The organism is Polaromonas sp. (assembly GCF_030680935.1).
Lineage (GTDB): Bacteria > Pseudomonadota > Gammaproteobacteria > Burkholderiales > Burkholderiaceae_C > Polaromonas.
The window spans coordinates 1-18011 of sequence record NZ_JAUXUP010000080.1 but is presented as its reverse complement, the minus strand read 5'-3'; the positions used below and the strand labels follow the sequence as shown (position 1 = coordinate 18011).

At 63.8% G+C, this 18011-nt stretch carries 11 protein-coding genes and 1 riboswitch; of the genes, 8 read left to right on the top strand and 3 right to left on the bottom strand.

Translation table 11 applies throughout. The annotated features are described in order from the left end of the window. Positions 1-644 precede the first annotated feature (644 nt). The 3 genes from ltrA (at position 645) to Q8L50_RS18840 (ending at position 9109) form a co-directional block, all read left to right on the top strand. On the top strand, positions 645-2039 hold the full coding sequence (gene ltrA / locus Q8L50_RS18850) for a group II intron reverse transcriptase/maturase (RefSeq protein ID WP_305350174.1): 1395 nt from the start codon (positions 645-647) through the stop codon (positions 2037-2039). Between the two features lie 230 nt (positions 2040-2269). After that, the gene (gene uvrA, locus Q8L50_RS18845) at positions 2270-8146 is read left to right on the top strand and encodes an excinuclease ABC subunit UvrA (protein WP_305350173.1); all 5877 of its coding nucleotides are present in this window, start codon (positions 2270-2272) and stop codon (positions 8144-8146) included. Positions 8147-8278: 132 nt separating this feature from the next. Continuing rightward, positions 8279-9109, top strand: a complete 831-nt coding sequence (locus Q8L50_RS18840) for a DUF4399 domain-containing protein (protein ID WP_305350172.1) — start codon at positions 8279-8281, stop codon at positions 9107-9109. Here Q8L50_RS18840 and Q8L50_RS18835 read toward each other — a convergent pair. From Q8L50_RS18835 to senB, 3 genes are read right to left on the bottom strand one after another with little or no spacing between them, the layout of a single operon-like run. Continuing rightward, positions 9106-9927, bottom strand: a complete 822-nt coding sequence (locus Q8L50_RS18835; protein WP_305350171.1) for an HAD-IIB family hydrolase — start codon at positions 9925-9927, stop codon at positions 9106-9108. The genes Q8L50_RS18840 and Q8L50_RS18835 overlap by 4 nt on opposite strands. Then, entirely contained in the window at positions 9921-12203 is a 2283-nt protein-coding gene (selD, locus tag Q8L50_RS18830; protein WP_305350170.1) for a selenide, water dikinase SelD, read from the bottom strand. Before selD ends, Q8L50_RS18835 begins: the two co-directional genes overlap by 7 nt. Position 12204: 1 nt before the next feature. Beyond that, a complete protein-coding gene (senB, locus tag Q8L50_RS18825; protein ID WP_305350169.1) occupies positions 12205-13230 on the bottom strand; it encodes a selenoneine biosynthesis selenosugar synthase SenB in 1026 nt (341 codons plus the stop codon). An 83-nt stretch (positions 13231-13313) separates the two neighbouring features. Between senB and Q8L50_RS18820 the strand changes: the two genes are divergently transcribed. The 5 genes from Q8L50_RS18820 to Q8L50_RS18800 all read left to right on the top strand — a co-directional run. Beyond that, positions 13314-14183, top strand: coding sequence for a putative selenate ABC transporter substrate-binding protein (locus Q8L50_RS18820; protein ID WP_305350168.1), 870 nt, complete (start codon positions 13314-13316; stop codon positions 14181-14183). Positions 14184-14244: 61 nt separating this feature from the next. Beyond that, complete coding sequence (locus Q8L50_RS18815) at positions 14245-15078, top strand: phosphonate ABC transporter ATP-binding protein (RefSeq protein WP_305350167.1); 834 nt, start codon at positions 14245-14247, stop codon at positions 15076-15078. A 16-nt stretch (positions 15079-15094) separates the two neighbouring features. Next, on the top strand, positions 15095-15937 hold the full coding sequence (locus tag Q8L50_RS18810) for an ABC transporter permease (RefSeq protein ID WP_305350166.1): 843 nt from the start codon (positions 15095-15097) through the stop codon (positions 15935-15937). Positions 15938-15944: 7 nt separating this feature from the next. Continuing rightward, positions 15945-16784 (top strand): phosphonate ABC transporter, permease protein PhnE, encoded by an 840-nt coding sequence (gene phnE, locus Q8L50_RS18805; protein ID WP_305350165.1) that lies wholly within the window; start codon positions 15945-15947, stop codon positions 16782-16784. A gap of 66 nt (positions 16785-16850) precedes the next feature. Then, a riboswitch (S-adenosyl-L-homocysteine riboswitch) is annotated at positions 16851-16959 on the top strand. Positions 16960-17017: 58 nt separating this feature from the next. Further along, positions 17018-18011: adenosylhomocysteinase (locus Q8L50_RS18800; protein ID WP_305350164.1), on the top strand; the 994-nt coding region annotated here is incomplete at its 3' end.

The following is an 18011-nucleotide window of genomic DNA, read 5'->3' as shown; positions in this document are numbered from 1 at the left end:
CAAACTCGCGGCGTCTCGGCGTCTGCGAATGCAGGTGTATCGAAGGGTGACCTCGTGTGGCTCCGTGCCATGCGGAACTCTCCGGTGAGTCAAACGCCGCTCTACCAGCGTGCGAAAGCAAGGGCGCAAGCCTCTGGTCTCGAACTCGCGGTAGCTTCAGGCTAGTGTCGAAATCTGCATTTACACAGGAAACGGGGGTCCATCAAGGACCTCCGTTTTTTTTCGGTGCGCCCGGCAGGGCGTACCTACTTGGAGGTGAAAGTCCTCTACACGCCCGGCAAGGGGAAGTGTTAGCCAAAGGCAAGGGTTTCGCGGGCGACTGCGAGTCTGAAGGAAGCCGGAGGCAAAGCGCTGGCCTGACGAACAGGAAGCGGATATGAGGCGATGCAGCAGGGTGAGATGGCCGAATTCATCAAAGCCCGAAACTTGTACGGAATGCTGCATCGTAGATCCGACAGGCATAAGCGCGAAGGTGGGTACGTCATACCCGGGGAGATCTGGCCACGGTGCCCGAAAGGGCTACCGGCACCGAGAGGTGACGGGAAGCCAGGCCAGAAGTCAGCAGAGGGCATAGTAGGCGCCGGCAGCAATGCAGGGGTCGAAGGCCCGAACAAGCAGGAACGAGAGTAGGACTGAGGAACTCGATGACAGCCGATGAAGCAGAAGCCCTCAATCGGGGGGCCAGCCACGAAGAAACCGGACGGAATCCGGTAGATGCGCGCGCGGGTGCTGAGGCTGGCACGGCGTGCAGCAGACACCCGAAATCGGAGAGAGACTGTCTCATGAGTCAAGTCGTGGAGCGCGGCAATATGCAGCTAGCCTACAGCCGGGTCATGAGGAACCGAGGCGCGCCCGGCATCGACGGGATGCGCTGCGAAGACCTCAAGGACTGGCTCAAGGCAAACTGGCCGCGAGTGAAAGAGGCGCTACTGGATGGCAGCTACCAGCCGCAGGCAGTACGCAAAGTGGACATACCTAAGCCGCAAGGCGGGGTGAGGACACTGGGCGTGCCCACGGTGGTGGACCGCCTCATCCAGCAAGCGCTGCATCAGGCGATGCAGCCGCGGTTTGAGCCGATCTTCTCGGAAGGCAGCTACGGCTTTCGGCCGGGAAGAAGTGCGCAGCAGGCGGTGCTCAAGGCGGCAGAGTACATCCGTGGCGGCAAGCGCTGGGTGGTGGACATGGACGTGGAGAAATTCTTCGACCGCGTTAACCACGACGTGCTGATGGCGCGGGTGGCACGCCAGGTGCGGGACAAACACGTTCTGCGCTTGATCCGCCGATTCTTGCAGGCCGGGATGATGGCCGACGGGGTGGAAACGGCAAGGCAGCAGGGAACGCCGCAAGGTGGTCCTCTGTCGCCGCTGCTATCGAACATTCTGTTGACCGACCTCGACCGGGAATTGGAGCGGCGCAAGCTGTCGTTCTGCCGCTACGCGGATGACTGCAACATTTATGTTGGCAGCCAACGTGCGGGAGAGCGGGTCATGGACGGCGTGAAGCGGTACCTTGGGCGCAAGCTCAAGTTGACCGTCAACGAAGCTAAAAGCGCCGTGGCGCGGCCCTCGCAGCGCAAGTTCCTGGGCTACAGCGTCACCGGGGCACAAGTGCCCAGGCTTCGCGTGGCCCGGCAAAGCATCGAGCGCCTGAGAGGTCGCGTGAACGAGCTGTGCCGTCAAGGCCGGGGCAGGTCACTGTCCCAGCTCATCGAGACGCTCAATCCGGTACTGAGAGGGTGGATGAATTACTTCTGTCTGACTCAGAGCCGACGGCCGATCGAAGAACTTGACGCATGGGTCAGGCGGCACCTGCGCTGCATCGCGTGGCGGCAGTGGAAGCGCCCGAAAACACGGGAATCGAAACTGCGCGCACACGGCCTGGAAGCCGCGCGTGCATGGAAATCCAGTGTCAACGGGCGTGGGCCTTGGTGGAATGCCGGGGCCAAACACATGATTGCCGCTCTGCCGCCAAAATACTTCACGCAACTCGGGCTGGTCTCGCTGGTGGCAACCCATCAGCATCTCCAGCGTCCTGTTTGAACCGCCGTATGCGTGAACCGCACGTACGGTGGTGTGAGAGGGCTGAGGGGGCAACCCCTCACCCTACTCGATCGCCCGGAGTTATGCGGGTTGCGCCGTGCCCGCCTTGCTTGCCTGGGCTGGCGGTTTTTTTGTTTCAAGATGTCGCCCCATCCGATACTTAACCCTACACGCCGGAATGAACAGCGGCCTATCTAGAATGTTTGACCTCACCCCGAAAGCACTCACCCATGTCCCAGGGAATCATCCGCATCCGCGGCGCGCGTCAGCACAACCTCAAGAACCTGGACCTCGACATCCGCACCGGTGAAATGACGGTGGTGACCGGCCCCAGCGGCTCCGGCAAGTCTTCGCTGGTGTTCGACACGCTGTTTGCAGAGGGCCAGCGTCGCTACGTCGAGACTTTTTCGGCGTATGCACGGCAGTTTCTGGACCGCATGGACAAACCGGCGGTGGACAAGGTCGAAGGCGTGCCGCCCGCGATTGCGATTGACCAGACCAATCCGGTGCGCAGCTCACGCTCCACTGTGGGCACCATGACGGAGCTCAACGATCACCTCAAACTTTTGTATGCACGGGCCGCGCAGCTTTTCGACAAAAAGACGGCGCAGGCGGTGCGCCATGACACCCCGGAATCGATTTATGCCGACTTGATGGCGCGCACTGCGGCAGGTGATCCGCGCGTGGTCATGACTTTTCCTGTGGAGTTGCCCGGCAACACCAGCGCGGAAGAAGTCACGCAGTGGCTGTTGGCCAGCGGTTTTACGCGTGTGCATGCAGAGCGCGACGTGGCCACACCGGCCGGTCCACACAAACTGCTCGATGTGGTGGCCGACCGTTTTCGCGTGCATGCGGCTGAAAAGTCGCGTGTGGTGGAGGCGATTGAGATGGCGCTCAAGCGCGGTGGCCGCCTCAATGTGTACGTTCAGCAGGGCGATGAAGGCCAGCCCGACGAGATGTGGCGCTTTTCCACCGGACTGCATTGCCCCGACAGCGACTTGCGCTATGCCGACCCGACGCCATCGCTGTTCTCCTTCAACTCGGCCATGGGTGCCTGCGACACCTGCCGGGGTTTTGGCCGTGTGATCGGGGTCGACTACGGCCTGGTGATCCCCAACGACAAGCTGACCTTGCGCTCCGGCGCGATCAAAACCCTGCAGACGCCGGCCTGGGCCGAAAACCAGGACGACCTGATGCGCCACGCAGAAGCTGCCGGCATTCCGCGCGACACGCCCTGGTACAAACTCACGCCCGAGCAACAGCACTGGGTGATCCACGGAACGCCAGCCTACAAAAATGGCCAGTGGAAGAAGCAGTGGTACGGCATCAAGCGCTTTTTTGCCTATCTGGAGACCAAGGCCTACAAGATGCACATCCGGGTGCTGCTGTCCAAGTACCGCAGCTACACGCCCTGCGAAACCTGCGGCGGCGCGCGCCTCAAGCTCGAAGCCCTGCTTTGGCGCCTCGGCTCCAAGGAAGCCGCCGATGCAGCGTTGCCGCCCGGCAAACGTTTCATGCCGGTCGGCGTGGACTGGACGCGCGCCCAGCTTGAAGCCATGCCCGGCCTGAGCCTGCATGACCTCATGCAGTTGCCGATCGATCGCCTGCGCGAGTTTTTCAACGGGCTGGCGCCCGCCGCACTGCAGGAAGGCAATGCGCCAGATGCCGAGTTCAAGGCGCTCAAGTCGCTGTTCGAGGAAATCCATACCCGGCTCAAGTACCTCAGTGATGTCGGCATCGGCTACCTGACGCTGGACCGGCAAAGCCGCACGCTGTCGGGCGGTGAGGTGCAGCGCATCAACCTGACCACCGCGCTTGGCACCTCGCTGGTCAACACGCTGTTTGTGCTTGACGAGCCCTCCATCGGCTTGCATCCGCGCGACATGAACCGCATCACCCAGGCCATGCACCGGCTGCGTGATGCCGGCAACACGCTGGTGGTGGTTGAGCATGACCCGGCGGTGATGATGGCCGCCGACCGCATGATAGACATGGGCCCGGGACCGGGCGAGAAGGGCGGACAGATTGTGTTCGACGGCACGCCCGAAGACCTCAAACACGCCGACACCCTGACCGGCGCCTACCTGGGCTCGCGCAAGCAGGTGGGCATGGGCTTCAAGCGCCCGGTGAGCGACAACACGCCGCGACTGATCCTGGAAGGCGCGCGCGATCACAACCTGAAGAATTTGACGGTGGAATTCCCGCTGCAGCGCCTGGTCTGCGTGACCGGAGTCAGCGGCTCCGGCAAATCGACGCTGATGCAGGACATCCTGGCACCGGCGCTGCTGCGCCAGTTTGGCAAGGCGACGGAGACGCCGGGTCAACACGACCGCCTGATGGGGGCCGACTACCTGACCGATGTGGTGTTTGTGGATCAGTCGCCAATTGGCAAGACGGCGCGCTCCAACCCCGCCAGCTACGTCGGCGCCTGGGACGCGGTGCGCGAGCTGTTTGCGCAGGCGCCGCTGGCCCGGCAGCGCAGCTACACCGCGTCCAAGTTCAGCTTCAACAACGGCGACGGACGCTGCCCGACCTGCGGCGGCTCGGGTTTTGAACATGTGGAGATGCAGTTCCTCAGCGACGTGTACCTGCGCTGCCCGGACTGCGACGGCAAGCGTTACCGGCCCGAGATTCTCGAAGTCACGATTGAACGCAAAGCCATCGGTGACGTGCATCCGCGCCTGATGAACGTGTCTGACGTGCTGGACCTGACCGTCAGCGAGGCGAGTCAGCTGTTTGCCCAGGACCGCGAGGTGATACGCGCGCTGCAGCCCATCGTCGATGTGGGCCTCGAATACGTGAAGTTGGGCCAGCCGGTGCCGACGCTGTCGGGCGGCGAGGCGCAACGCCTCAAACTCGCCGGATTTCTGGCCGGCGCGTCGAAGACCGCGAGCGCCAGCCGCCAGCCGCTGGCGTTGAGAAACATCAACCGCGGCACGCTGTTTTTGTTTGACGAGCCGACCACCGGCCTGCATTTTGACGACATTGCCAAACTCATGCGCGCGCTGCGCAGGCTGCTGGACGCCGGCCACTCGCTGATCATCATCGAACACAACCTGGACGTGATCCGTTCGGCCGACTGGCTGATCGACCTCGGGCCCGAAGGTGGCGAAGCGGGCGGCTCGCTGGTGGCCCAGGGCACGCCCGAGTCGGTGCGCGAACACCCCACCTCCCACACCGCACTGGCCCTGCGCGAGTACGAGCAGGCCATGGGCAAGGTACACGGTGTCGAAGAGGCGCGCGTCAAGGCGTGGAAAACAAAGCCGGCCTTCTCCAACCTGATCCAGATTGTCAATGCCAAGGAGCACAACCTCAAGAGCCTGTCGGTCAACATTCCGCGCGGCAAGTTCAATGTGGTGACGGGTGTGTCGGGCTCCGGCAAGTCCACGCTGGCCTTTGATATCTTGTTCAACGAAGGCCAGCGGCGTTACCTGGAGTCGCTCAATGCCTATGCGCGCAGCATTGTGCAGCCGGCGGGCCGGCCCGAGGTCGATGCGGTGTACGGCATCCCGCCGACCGTCGCCATCGAGCAGCGCCTGTCGCGCGGCGGTCGCAAGTCCACCGTCGGCACCACCACCGAGGTCTGGCACTTTTTGCGCCTGCTTTATGTCAAGCTCGGCACACAGCACTGCACCAGAGACGGCGCGGCGGTGATGCCGCAAAGCCCTGAAAGCATTGCCGCGCAACTGCTCAAGGCCTGGCGTGGACAGCACATTGGGCTGCTCGCGCCGCTGGTGATCAACCGCAAGGGCGTGTACACCGAGCTGGCCGACTGGGCGCGGCCGCGTGGTTACACACATTTGCGCATCGACGGCGAGTTTTTGCCAACGACGAATTTCCCGCGCATAGACCGTTTCAAGGAACACACGGTTGAACTGCCCGTTGCCGATATCCACGTGGCACCCGCCAACGAAGCCGCCCTGCGCCAGGCGCTGGCGACCGCGTTGCAACATGGCAAAGGCGTCGTGCATGTGCTGGCGCCGCTGGATGGCCTGCGCGGCGCCATGATGGCCGGCACCTCGACGAAACAACTGGGCAAGCTACAGGCGTCTTCGACGCAGCGCGCCTGCCCGGTGTGTTCCACCTCTTACCCCGAGCTCGATCCGCGCCTGTTCAGCTACAACAGCAAGCACGGCTGGTGCCCCGACTGTGTCGGTACCGGCGTCAAGCTCACCAAAGAGCAGCGCAAGGTGTTCGACGATTCGGTGCGTGATGACGACAACAAGGGCCGCGAGCAAAGTTTCGCCGAACCCGAAGCCGAAGACGTGACTGACGCCGTCTGTCCAGGTTGCCAGGGCACACGCCTGAACGCGCAGGCCCGCGCCGTGAAGTTTGCCGGTGTCGGTATCGCCGACATCGCCGCCCTGTCGGTCACCGACGTGCGCGCCTGGATCGAGACGCTGGTGCTGACCGGGCGCGAGGCCGGTATCGCCCGCGACCTGATTCCCGAGATCAAGAGCCGGCTCGAATTCCTCGAAGACGTGGGGCTGGGCTACCTGACGCTGGACCGGGGCGCCCCCACCTTGTCTGGCGGCGAGGCGCAGCGCATCCGGCTGGCCGCGCAACTCGGCTCCAACCTGCAGGGCGTTTGTTATGTGCTGGACGAGCCGACCATCGGCCTGCACCCGCGCGACAACCAGATTCTGCTGCGCGCCCTGGGCAAGCTCAGCGAACGGGGCAACACGCTGGTGGTGGTTGAGCACGATGAAGACACCATTCGCCGCGCCGACAACATCATCGACATCGGCCCTGGGGCCGGCAAACGCGGCGGTCAGCTCGTGGGGCAGGGCACGGCGTCCCACCTGGCGACCCTGCCCGATTCACTGACCGGGCGTTATCTGGCCAATCCGCTGATCCATCCGCTGCAGCCCCGGCGCGAGACACGTATCGGCCTGGCGCCGGCTGTTGCCCAGGCGGTCGTGGATGTCGATGCCAAACCGGTCAGCAAGCAGAAAGCTGCTCTGCTTAAAGCTGCTGCACTGAAAGCCGCAGCAGCCAGCACCAGCGCGCTGCACAACGCGGCGCCGGTGGCTGCCGGGCCGTTCACGTCCTGGCTCAAGGTGGTGAATGCCGATTTACATAACCTCAAGAAGGTGTCGGTCACGGTGCCGCTGTACCGGCTGGTCGCCGTCACTGGCGTCTCCGGCTCCGGCAAGTCCACGCTGGCGCGTGATGTGCTGCTGGCCAACGTCCATGCCGGCGTCATGCTGCGGTCCACCAAGGCGGGGCGCGAAGCCGACGACAAAGGAAAAACGCCCATCTGGACAGGCTGCGAAGCCATCGAGGGTTACGAGGTGGTGGACCGGGTGCTGGAAGTGGACCAGACGCCTATCGGCAAGACACCACGAAGCTGCCCCGCCACCTACATTGGTTTCTGGGACACGGTACGCAAACTGTTTGCTGACACGCTGGAAGCCAAGGCGCGTGGCTACAGCGCCGGCCGCTTCAGCTTCAACACCGGCGAAGGCCGCTGCCCGACCTGCGAAGGCGCAGGCGTGCGCACCATAGGCATGAGTTTTCTGCCCGACGTGAAGGTGCTCTGCGAAACCTGCCACGGCGCACGTTTCAACCCCGAAACCCAGGCGGTGACCTGGCGCGGAAAAAACATCGGCGATGTATTGACCATGGAGGTTGACGAAGCGGTGACGTTTTTTGCGTCCATGCCGGCCATTTCGCATCCGCTGCAACTGCTGAAAGACGTGGGCCTCGGTTACCTGACGTTGGGGCAGCCCTCACCGACGCTGTCGGGGGGCGAGGCGCAGCGTATCAAGCTGGTGACCGAACTCAGCAAGGTGCGTGACGACATCACGCGCCGTGGCCAAAAAGCGCCGCACACCTTGTATGTGTTGGACGAACCCACGGTGGGCCTGCACATGGCCGATGTGGAAAAACTGATCCATGTGTTGCATCGCCTGGTCAACGGTGGTCACAGCGTGGTGGTGATTGAACACGACCTCGACGTGATTGCCGAAGCCGACTGGGTGATTGACCTGGGCCCCGATGGTGGCAATGCGGGCGGTCAGGTGGTGGCTTCAGCACCGCCTGAGCAGGTGGTGAAGCTGGGGACGGCGACCGGCAAGGCGCTGGCGCCGGTGCTTGCGCGCTGACAGGCGCATGGCATAAACCCCGTCAGGTTTGAGGGGTATATCCGCAGTAGTCTCAATGTAAACTGACTAGTCATAAAATTACGTTTCGGTACAGATTATCCCGATCTGGCAATTTTTGACGGAATGCATCCCATGTCACGCCCGGCTTTGAACTATGTTTTTGTGTGCGCGCTTGCCCTGTTGCTGGCCACCGTCATCCCGGCCACTGCCCAGACAAGCGTGGAGGCTACCGACGAAGTTGAGCAGGTGCCGCACCCCTGGGTGGTGCCTTCGCCGCGTTCAGCGGAAACCTATTTCACCAACCTGAAAGATGGCGCGACGCTGGAAGCGCCGTTTGTGGCGCGTTTTGGCCTGTCGATGCGTGGCCTGGTGCCCGCGGGCAAAACCGCCGGCCGCGCTGGCCACCACCACCTGCTGGTCAACCAGGCCTTGCCGCTGGACTTCAAGAAACCCCTGCCTTTCACCGAACAGTACATCCACTTTGGCAAAGGCCAGATGGAGATGGTGGTGAATCTGCCGCCCGGCACCTACGACCTGCGCCTGCTGCTGGCCGACCAGGGGCACATTCCCTACTTTGTGTACAGCAAGCCCTTGAAGGTGACGATCAGCAAGCAGAACAAGAACGTGACGCCGGCCAGTGTGCAGGGCCCGGCGCGTGTGGAGCTGTTGGCACCGGCCGACCGCGAAACGGTCAAGACGCCTTTTCGTGTGCAGTTTCATGCCAGCGGCTACAACGTTGCCCACGTGGGGCCCAAGGCAGCCGAGACCGGGCACTTTCGCCTGACGGTAGAGCGTTCGGGTCGCAAGCCCGAAGTGCTGAGTTTCACTGGCGGGCAGACCGAAACCTGGCTGAACCCGCCGCCCGGTGATTACACGATGCGTCTTGAATTGGTCAGCAACGCTGCCAGCAACAGCGTCATGAGTGCGGCCAAACCGGCGGCGCTGACAGTGGCCGCGCGTTAGGTCTTGAGCGCTTCCAGCAGGGCCGCCGCCACCTCGGCAAAACCCGCGCCGCGTTCACCCCGGGTGACGTAGCGCGGCTTGTGGCTCAGCTCCGCTTCAAAGCGGCGGATGTTGGCTACGCCGACCGAATGCGGAAAGGCTTCGAACATCAATTGGTCGTTGGTGGAGTCCCCGACGTAGACCCAGCGGGCTATCTCGGTGTCCAACTCCCGGGCCAGCAGTTCGCGCACTATCCAGCGCGCTCCCTCGAGCTTGTTGTGTGCGCCAAACCAGCCGTTGATGTGGATGGAACTGACCGTGGCGTTCATGCCCTCGCTTTGCATGATGTTCACCGCCTGGGCAATATGCGCTGGCGACAGGTGCGCAAACTCACTGTGGTCGATGGCGATGTCGGTCTCGCGGCCAGCGCTGTCTTGCGACAGTCTGGCACCCGGCACCTCACGCACCACACGCTGCGCCACCTGCTGCATGCGTGTGTAGTTGGAGCGCCGGGCGCCCTCGTCTTGTTGATATCTTTTTGATAGCTGCTGACGCCCGTCGGATAAGGGCTGTAGCCCGATTTGATCCTCAAAAAGTGCCACAGCGCCGTTTTCCGCCACGATGGCGTCGACCGGCCATGCCAGCGCAAAAGGCTCGCTCCATCCCACCGGCCTTCCGGTGATGGGGATCACCTGCAGGCCCGCCGCTTTCAGGTCAGCCAGCGCCTGCAGCGCGTCTGCCGTGATCGCGCCGTCGGTCGTGAGGGTGTCGTCAATGTCGGTGAAGACGCCGGTGATGCGCTGGCGCTCGGCAAGCGGCCAGGTACTGAGGCTCAACATTTCAAGACGATGGGTTCCAGCGCATCACCCTGCGGCAGGATGCGGCCAATCGCCACGGTGTGGTGGTAGCCGAGTTTGCGCAGGGCGGCAATGCAGGCATCGGCCCGGGCTGCGGGCACGCTGGCCAGCAGGCCGCCGGCGGTCTGCGGGTCAAAAATCAGCGGATAGGCCGGATGCGCGATGGCTTCAGCCTGGTTGCGCAGCGCGCGGCGCAGGCGCACATTGGCGGGTTGCAGGGAGCTCAGGATGCCAGCCGCGCTGGTTTCCAGGGCGCCGTCCAACAGCGGCAGGGCTGACAGGTACAGCTCAGCATCCACGCCCGAAGGCCGCGTCATCTCCACCAGGTGACCCAGCAAGCCAAAGCCGGTCAGGTCGGTGCAGGCGGTGGCTCCGTGGGCCTGCAGGCACTGTGCGCCCAGCCGGTTCGACTGGATCATCGACACCAGTGCCGCATCAATCCAGCGGCCCCGGGTTTTCAGCCGCGCATGCGCCGCAAACAGCGTGCCGGTGCCAATCGGCTTGGTCAGCAGCAACACGTCGCCGGCGCGCATGCCGCCTTTTTTCAGCACCGTGTGCAGGTCTTCATCGACCAGGCCGTTGATCGCAAAACCCAGCGCCAGCTCCTTGCCTTCGCCGGTGTGGCCGCCCACCAGCGCGCAACCGGCCTCATTGAGCACCTCCACCGCGCCTGTCATCATCTGGAACAACACATCCTCGACTTTGGCTTCCAGCCCCGAAGGCACAGTGGCTACGGCGGTGGCGGACTGGGCCTCGCCGCCCATCGCAAAAATATCGCCAAGTGCATGGTTGGCGGCGACCTTGCCAAACAGGTAGGGGTCGTCGATGAAGGCGCGAAAAAAATCGACCGAGTGCACCATGGCTTTGCCCGGTGGCACGCGCACCACGGCTGCGTCGTCGGGGGCGTGCAGGCCAATCAACACATCGTCGCGGTGTATCGGCTGCAGCGCGCCCAGCGCGCGCGACAACACCGTGGCACCCACTTTGGCACCGCAGCCGCCGCAGCGCATGGCAATTGCAGAAATGGCCTGCGCGGCTTCCTCCTGATCCAGCTTGACCCGTGACGGCGCTGCCTGCCCCATGGCGCTTGCGTCCATCGCTGGGAAGTTCTGGAATTTGTCCATGAAGCGGCGGTCAATCCAGTCTTTCCAGCGCCAGACCCATTCGCCCTGCCAGCTCAGCGCACCGCGTGAGGCGACTGCAAAACGGTCACCGGTGCTGATCAGCGCCAGCCAGTTGCGTTGCGGCCGGTAGCTGACCAGCGGCTCGCCCAGCACAGACCGGCGCAGGTTGGCGGCCAGCGGTTTGCCCTGGCGCACCGCAAACACACCGGCTTTGGGCAGCGGGCGGCTGGTGAAGGCGGCAATGTCGCCGGCGGCAAACACGGCAGGGTCGCTGATGCTTTGCAGGTGGTCGTTGACCTGGATAAACCCATGCTCGTCGAGTGCCAGCCCGGTCTGGCGCAACCAGGTGGCACCCCCGGCCTGGGTGACCCAGACGATTTCGTCCATCTCCATCAGCGTGCCGTCGCTGGTTTTAATGCCGCGCTCAGACACCTGGGTCACTTCGCTGTTCAGGTGCAAGACCACCTGGCGCTCGGTCAATACGCGCTTGAAAGTCTGCCGCACGCGGGGGTTGTGCGTAGGCAGAATGTCGGCCGTGTTGCTGAACAGGTGAAAGGCCAGCTCATTCGGGTCGCGTCCCAGCGCGCGTAATTCGCCGCGCAGGCGGTGCTGCATGGCCAGCGTCAGCTCGACCCCGCCCGCGCCCGCGCCGACGACGGCGATACGGGTTTTGCCAGCGTGTTGTTGCACCCGGGCCAGCAAAGCCAGCCAGCGTTCATTGAACAAATGAATCGGCTTGACCGCCACCGCATGGTCGGCTGCGCCGGGTACCTGGCCGATTTGCGGCGCCGAGCCAATGTTGATGGACAAGCTGTCGTAAGGCACAGGCGGGCGGTTGCGGCAGATGACTTTGCCAGCGGCCCGGTCCAGCCCGATTACCTCGTCTCGGAAAAAACGCGCACCGGCAAATGCGGCCAGCGTGTTCAGGTCAATGTGTACATCGTCATGGCTGTAGTGGCCGGCGATGTAACCCGGCAACATGCCCGAGTAGGGTGTGTCGGTGTCGCGGCAGATCAGCGTCAGGCGCACGCCGGGCACCGGGTTCATGCCAAAACTTTTCAGCACGCCCACATGGCTGTGGCCGCCGCCTACCAGCACGATGTCTCTGAGTACAGGTTGATCCGGGGATTGCATGTCAGTGATTGCCTGGTAAATCGGGGGGGGTGTCTGCGCTTGCTGGCAGCAGCTCTTGCACCAGTTGCAGCAGCGCGCTGCGTTCAGCAGCGGGATCAAAAAGAGGTGCACGCCGCGCGCATTGTGCGCCCAGCCGGGCCAGCAGACCTTGCGGGCCGGGGCTGTCATGGCAGCGTTGCAGCAGCGCCGCCAGTGCCGCCGCATCACCCCACTCAAAGTAGCCCGCATAGTCCTTGCCCAGCATGCCAACGTTGCCGGCGATGCGGGAGGCAACGACCGGCGTGCCGCTGCGCACCGCTTCCATGATCACGTGGGCGCCGCCCTCCATGCGGCTGGTGTGTACCAGCACATGGGCCCGCTGGATGCGGCGGCGCGTGGCTTCGTGCACCTGGCCGCCCAGCCAGCGGTAGTTGGGGCAGGCGGCGGCGGTGGCGCGGGCCTGCTCGCCCAGCTCGGGGTCCAGCCCCTCACCAATGTGGTCGATCAGCAGCGTGGGCTCGCCCGCCAGCAACCGCGCGGCTTCAAACAGGGTCTGCGGCGATTTTTCATCGCGCAAATGCCCCACCATGAGGGCCCGCAGAAAGCGGGGTGACTTGACCAATGTCTGGCGCGCTGTGGTGGACTGAAAGATCACGCGAACCTTGGGCCGAAGCGGCGCGGGCAGGGCCTCGGGGCCCAGATCCTGCAACACCACCAGGCGCTGCGCCAGCGCCAGCGACTGCCGGGCCGCATCGTTGTTGTGAATGTCGCGGTACAGGTCGGTGCCAGTCAGCACCACACCCAGCCCTGCCGGGCCGTGCGCGGCCGACCAGGCGGCAATCGACGCCGCCGAGCGACGTGCGTGCAGGGCCAACAGCACCTGGTCTTGCGCCGATGCGGCCGCGTCAGGCCACTCACGCACAATGCGCACCGCATGGGGCGCCAGCATCTGCTGCCAGCGCCTGGCGGTTTGCCAGTTGCCATTGTTGGCATCGGCCAGCGCGGGGCTGACGATCACCACGCGGGTGCGAAGGGCGGGGATGGGCATCGTCAGGAATGTAGCAGGGCGGACGCAAGGGTTTGGGTTGTCGGGTTTAATACCGGGTTCTTCGCCACTTCCTGGAGCGGTCCATGACCCGTTTGTTCCTATCCGGTGCCCTCAGGGCCCTTGCTGCCTGTTCTGTCCTGGCTTTCGCGGGGACCGTGTCCGCGCAGGGTGTTTTCAGGGTCACCACCATTCCTGAAGAAGCTGCCACCGAGCAGATGCGCAAGTTTGGCCCCATCGTCAAATACCTGGAGCAGAAGCTGGGCATGAAGGTCGAGTTCACCCCCGTCAGCGACTACCCTGCAGCGGTCGAGACCCTGGTCAACAAGAACATTGAAATGGCCTGGCTCGGTGGTTTTACTTTCATCCAGGCGCAGAATCGCTCGGGCGGCAAGATTGTGCCGATTGCCCAGCGCGAGGAAGACACCAAATTCCAGTCGGTGTTTATTGCCAAGACCAATTCCGGCATCAAGACCCTGGGCGACCTCAAAGGCAAACAGGTCAGTTTTGGCTCCCAGTCCAGCACCTCGGGCCACCTGATGCCACGCAGCTTTTTGCTGCAGGCCAATATCGACCCCGACAAGGATTTCAAGCGAGTGGCCTACTCCGGGGCGCACGACGCCACAATTGCCTCGGTGGTCAGCGGCAAGGTAGAAGCCGCCGCACTCGACATCACGGTGTGGAACAAGTTCGTCAAGGAAAACCGGGTCGACACCAAAGACGTGAATGTCTTCTACACCACGCCCGGCTACTTCAACTACAACTGGGCGGTGCATGCCGACATGCCCGCCGCCCTGCGTGAGAAGGTCACCAAGGCCTTGCTGGACATTGACCCGGCCACCGCGCAGGGCAAGGAAATCCTGGACCTGAACCGCGCCTCGCGTTACATCCCGACCAAAGCCGAGAACTACAAGGGCATTGAAACTGCGGCCCGCAGCGCCGGCTTGCTCAAGTAATTTGCTACTGAATCGATAGCTGTTTACGCAGGTAGGATAAGGGCTGGAGGCCAATTTTTATATGAAGATCAGGCTGGAAGGAGTGGCGGCGCGGCATCCGGCGGCAAAACATGATGCGCCTGCAGCGCTGCGCGGCCTGTCGCTGGCGATGGCCGCAGGCGAGCAGCTGGCCATCATCGGGCCGTCCGGTGCCGGCAAAACCACGCTGCTGCATTTGCTCGCCAGTGCATTGCCGCCGTCGGCTGGCAGTCTGCAGCTGGACGGGCGCAATCCCTGGCAACTGCCACGCCGTCAGCTGCAGGGTTTGCGCGGCGAGTTGTTTCTGGCGCCGCAGGTGCCGCCCTTGCCGCCGCGCCAGCGCGTGGTCACCTCGGTGCTGGCCGGGCGCCTGCCGCAAATCGGCCTGTGGCAAAGCCTGCGCAGCCTGTTTTACCCGACGGCGATTGCGCAGGCCGACGCCGCACTTGCGCGCTTTGATTTGAGCGACAAACTGTTTGCCCGCGTGGACCGGCTTTCTGGCGGTGAGCGCCAGCGCGTGGGTTTGGCTCGCGCATTGGTCACCGAGGCCAGCCTGCTGCTGGTCGATGAACCGCTGTCGGCGCTGGACCCGACGCGCGGCCAGCAGGCCATCCGTTCGCTGACGCAGGCAGCGCGTGAGCGCGGCGCCACGCTGGTCTGCACGCTGCACCATGTCGAGATGGCGCTGCAGCACTTTCCGCGCATCATTGGCCTGCGTGACGGCGAGCTGGCCTTTGACCTGCCCGCTGCCCAAGTGACGCCAGAGCGCTTGCAGGCCCTGTATGCCCAGCACCTGCACGAGTTGACCGGCCCGGCGCGCGAGCCGCTGGACCTGCCTGCGCCGCCGGTGATCCCCGCCGTCATGCACTGCCGCTGATCGGCTGGCCGCACCCATGACCGTCGCCACCTTGCCGAGCCCGCGCCCCACATTGCGCGACCCGGCCTGGCGCGGCCGCGTGACCTGGGCGCTGCTCGCCTTGCTGCTCTTGTGGCCGGCCTTGGTGCTGACCGAGTTCAAACCCTGGGTGATGTTTGAGCCCGGCACCTTGTCGTCCACGCTGAAGTTTCTGGGCGATTTTTTTCCACCCAAAATCGAAGCTGAATTTTTGTGGCTGGTCGCGCGCGAGACCTGGCGCACGGTGGCCATTGCCACCGCCGGCATGGCGCTGGCCTTGCTGCTCGCCATACCGCTGACCCTGCTGTCGGTGCGTGTGTTGTCGGTGTCGGCCTTGAGCGGGCGCATGGCGCTGCTGCCGGCCAGCTTGCGGCAGGCGGTGCGCTGGCTGCTGATTTTGTTGCGCAGTGTGCCCGAGCTGATCTGGGCGCTGGTTTTTGTGCGGGTGGTCGGGCTCGGGCCTACCGCCGGTGTATTGGCCATCGCTCTGACCTACAGCGGCATGTTGGGCAAGGTCTATGGCGAAATCCTTGAAAGCGGCGACAGCCATGCCACGGTGTCCTTGCTGCGCAACGGCTCAGGCCGGCTGCAGGCCTTCTTTTATGGTTTGCTGCCGCAAAACGCGGCCGAGCTGACCAGCTACAGCGTGTACCGCTGGGAATGCGCCATCCGCTCCTCGGCGGTGCTGGGTTTTGTCGGCGCCGGCGGCCTGGGCCAGCAGATGGACGCCTCGATGAAGATGTTCAACGGCTCTGAAGTCAGCACCATGCTGCTGGTTTTCATGGCGCTGGTCTGGCTGGCCGACCAGGCCAGCGCCTGGTTGCGCAAGGCATTGGGTTGAGGCGGTGATGGACCCTTTGCGCGCTTCCACCCCCGCCGCCAACGAGGTCTACCGCCTGCCGCCGCCGCTGTTTGATGCGCGCTGCAAGGCTTGCTGGCTGGTGGCCGGGGCCTTGCTGCTGGTGGTGTTGAGTTTCTGGTCGCTGGACCTGAAGTGGGCCCAGTTTTTGTCGCTCGACGCCCTGCGCAAGATGGGACGTTTTATCGGCGAATTGCTGCACCCCACGGGTGAGGCCGCGTTTCTGAAAAAATTGTTGCCAGCCACGCTGGAAACCCTGGCCATGTCCGCCCTGGGCACGCTGATCGCGGCGGTTTTAGGCCTGTTGCTCGCCCTGCCGGCCAGCCGCACCCATGCACAAGACCCGGCCCGCTTCAAGGCCGTCACCCGCCTGCTGCTCAACGCCCTGCGCAGCATCCCCGAGCTGGTCTGGGCGGCCCTGCTGCTGATCGCCGCCGGCCTGGGCCCGCTGGCTGGCACGCTGGCGCTGGCGCTGCACACCACCGGCGTATTGGGGCGGCTTTTTGCCGAGGCGATTGAAAATGTGCCCGAAGGCCCGGGCGCGGCGCTGCGGCTGCGCGGCGTGGGGGAGGGCCGGGTGTTTTTGTATGCCACGCTGCCGCAGGTGCTGCCGCAGCTCATGAGTTACACCCTGTACCGCTGGGAGAACAACATTCGCGCGGCCGCTGTGCTGGGCGTGGTGGGCGCGGGCGGCCTGGGGCAGATGCTGGCCTTTCACATGGGGCTGTTCCAGATGCAGGAGACCAGCTCCATCCTGCTGGCCATGATTGGCCTGGTGGCGCTGGTGGATGCCTGCAGCTACCTGACGCGCCGCGCCATGGCACGCTGACCCACTGGCGCTGCGGGGTATTGGCCGGGGCTTTGCCCGGACGCCGCGAGCCGGTTAGAATATGGCCTGTCCGAGGAGCGATGCAACCTGCCACACACTGACCCCGTCAGCTGGCGCGTGAGGCTCGGACACCAGGCCGCTTGTCGGCTCTGTATGCCAACCGCGCTCACCCACTGTGCTGTGAGGTGAGTTGACCCCAGCAGTGGTTTTTAAAAGCCTGTTTTGGAGTCACTATGAGCGCTGTTCTCAAACCCCTGCACCCTGATTACGTTATTGCCGACCTCGCGCTTGCCGCCTGGGGCCGCAAAGAGCTGAAAATTGCCGAAACCGAAATGCCAGGTCTGATGGCCATTCGCGAAGAATTCGCGAAGGCGCAACCGCTCAAGGGCGCGCGCATCACTGGTTCGCTGCACATGACCATCCAGACTGGCGTGCTGATTGAAACCCTGCAAGCCCTGGGTGCCGACGTGCGCTGGGCTTCGTGCAATATCTTCTCCACGCAGGACCACGCTGCCGCCGCGATTGCCGAAGCCGGCACGCCGGTGTTTGCCATCAAGGGCGAAACCCTGGCCGACTACTGGGATTACACCCACAAGATTTTCGAATTCACCGGCGCCAAAGGCACACCCGAAGAAGGCCCGAACATGATCCTGGACGACGGTGGCGATGCAACGCTGCTGATGCACCTGGGTACCAAGGCCGAGAAAGACGCCTCCCTGCTGTCCAAGCCAGGCAGCGAAGAAGAGATCTGCCTGTTCAACTCGATCAAGGCCAAACTCGCACAAGACCCGACCTGGTACAGCCGCCGCCTGAAAAACATCTTCGGCGTGACCGAAGAAACCACCACCGGCGTGTTGCGCCTGAACGAGATGTCGGCCAAGGGCACGCTGGCCCTGCGCGCCATCAACGTCAATGATTCGGTGACCAAGTCCAAGTTCGACAACCTGTATGGCTGCCGCGAATCGCTGGTTGACGCAATCAAGCGCGCCACCGACGTGATGATCGCCGGCAAGGTTGCGCTGGTCGCCGGTTACGGTGACGTGGGCAAAGGCTCGGCCCAGGCACTGCGCGCGCTGTCGGCGCAAGTCTGGGTGACCGAGATCGACCCGATCAACGCCCTGCAGGCCGCGATGGAAGGTTACAAGGTTGTGACCATGGAATACGCTGCCGACAAGTGCGACATTTTTGTGTCCGCCACCGGCAACAAAAACGTCATCACCTATGACC

What these genes read in the sequence shown, in the direction of transcription:
- Q8L50_RS18810 (WP_305350166.1), top strand. Translation starts at nt 15,095, where the DNA reads ATGACCGTCGCCACCTTGCCGAGCCCGCGCCCCACATTGCGCGACCCG.
- Q8L50_RS18820 (WP_305350168.1), top strand. Translation starts at nt 13,314, where the DNA reads ATGACCCGTTTGTTCCTATCCGGTGCCCTCAGGGCCCTTGCTGCCTGT.
- selD (WP_305350170.1), bottom strand. Translation starts at nt 12,203, where the DNA reads ATGCAATCCCCGGATCAACCTGTACTCAGAGACATCGTGCTGGTAGGC.
- senB (WP_305350169.1), bottom strand. Translation starts at nt 13,230, where the DNA reads ATGCCCATCCCCGCCCTTCGCACCCGCGTGGTGATCGTCAGCCCCGCG.
- ltrA (WP_305350174.1), top strand. Translation starts at nt 645, where the DNA reads ATGACAGCCGATGAAGCAGAAGCCCTCAATCGGGGGGCCAGCCACGAA.
- uvrA (WP_305350173.1), top strand. Translation starts at nt 2,270, where the DNA reads ATGTCCCAGGGAATCATCCGCATCCGCGGCGCGCGTCAGCACAACCTC.
- phnE (WP_305350165.1), top strand. Translation starts at nt 15,945, where the DNA reads ATGGACCCTTTGCGCGCTTCCACCCCCGCCGCCAACGAGGTCTACCGC.
- Q8L50_RS18840 (WP_305350172.1), top strand. Translation starts at nt 8,279, where the DNA reads ATGTCACGCCCGGCTTTGAACTATGTTTTTGTGTGCGCGCTTGCCCTG.
- Q8L50_RS18815 (WP_305350167.1), top strand. Translation starts at nt 14,245, where the DNA reads ATGAAGATCAGGCTGGAAGGAGTGGCGGCGCGGCATCCGGCGGCAAAA.
- Q8L50_RS18835 (WP_305350171.1), bottom strand. Translation starts at nt 9,927, where the DNA reads ATGTTGAGCCTCAGTACCTGGCCGCTTGCCGAGCGCCAGCGCATCACC.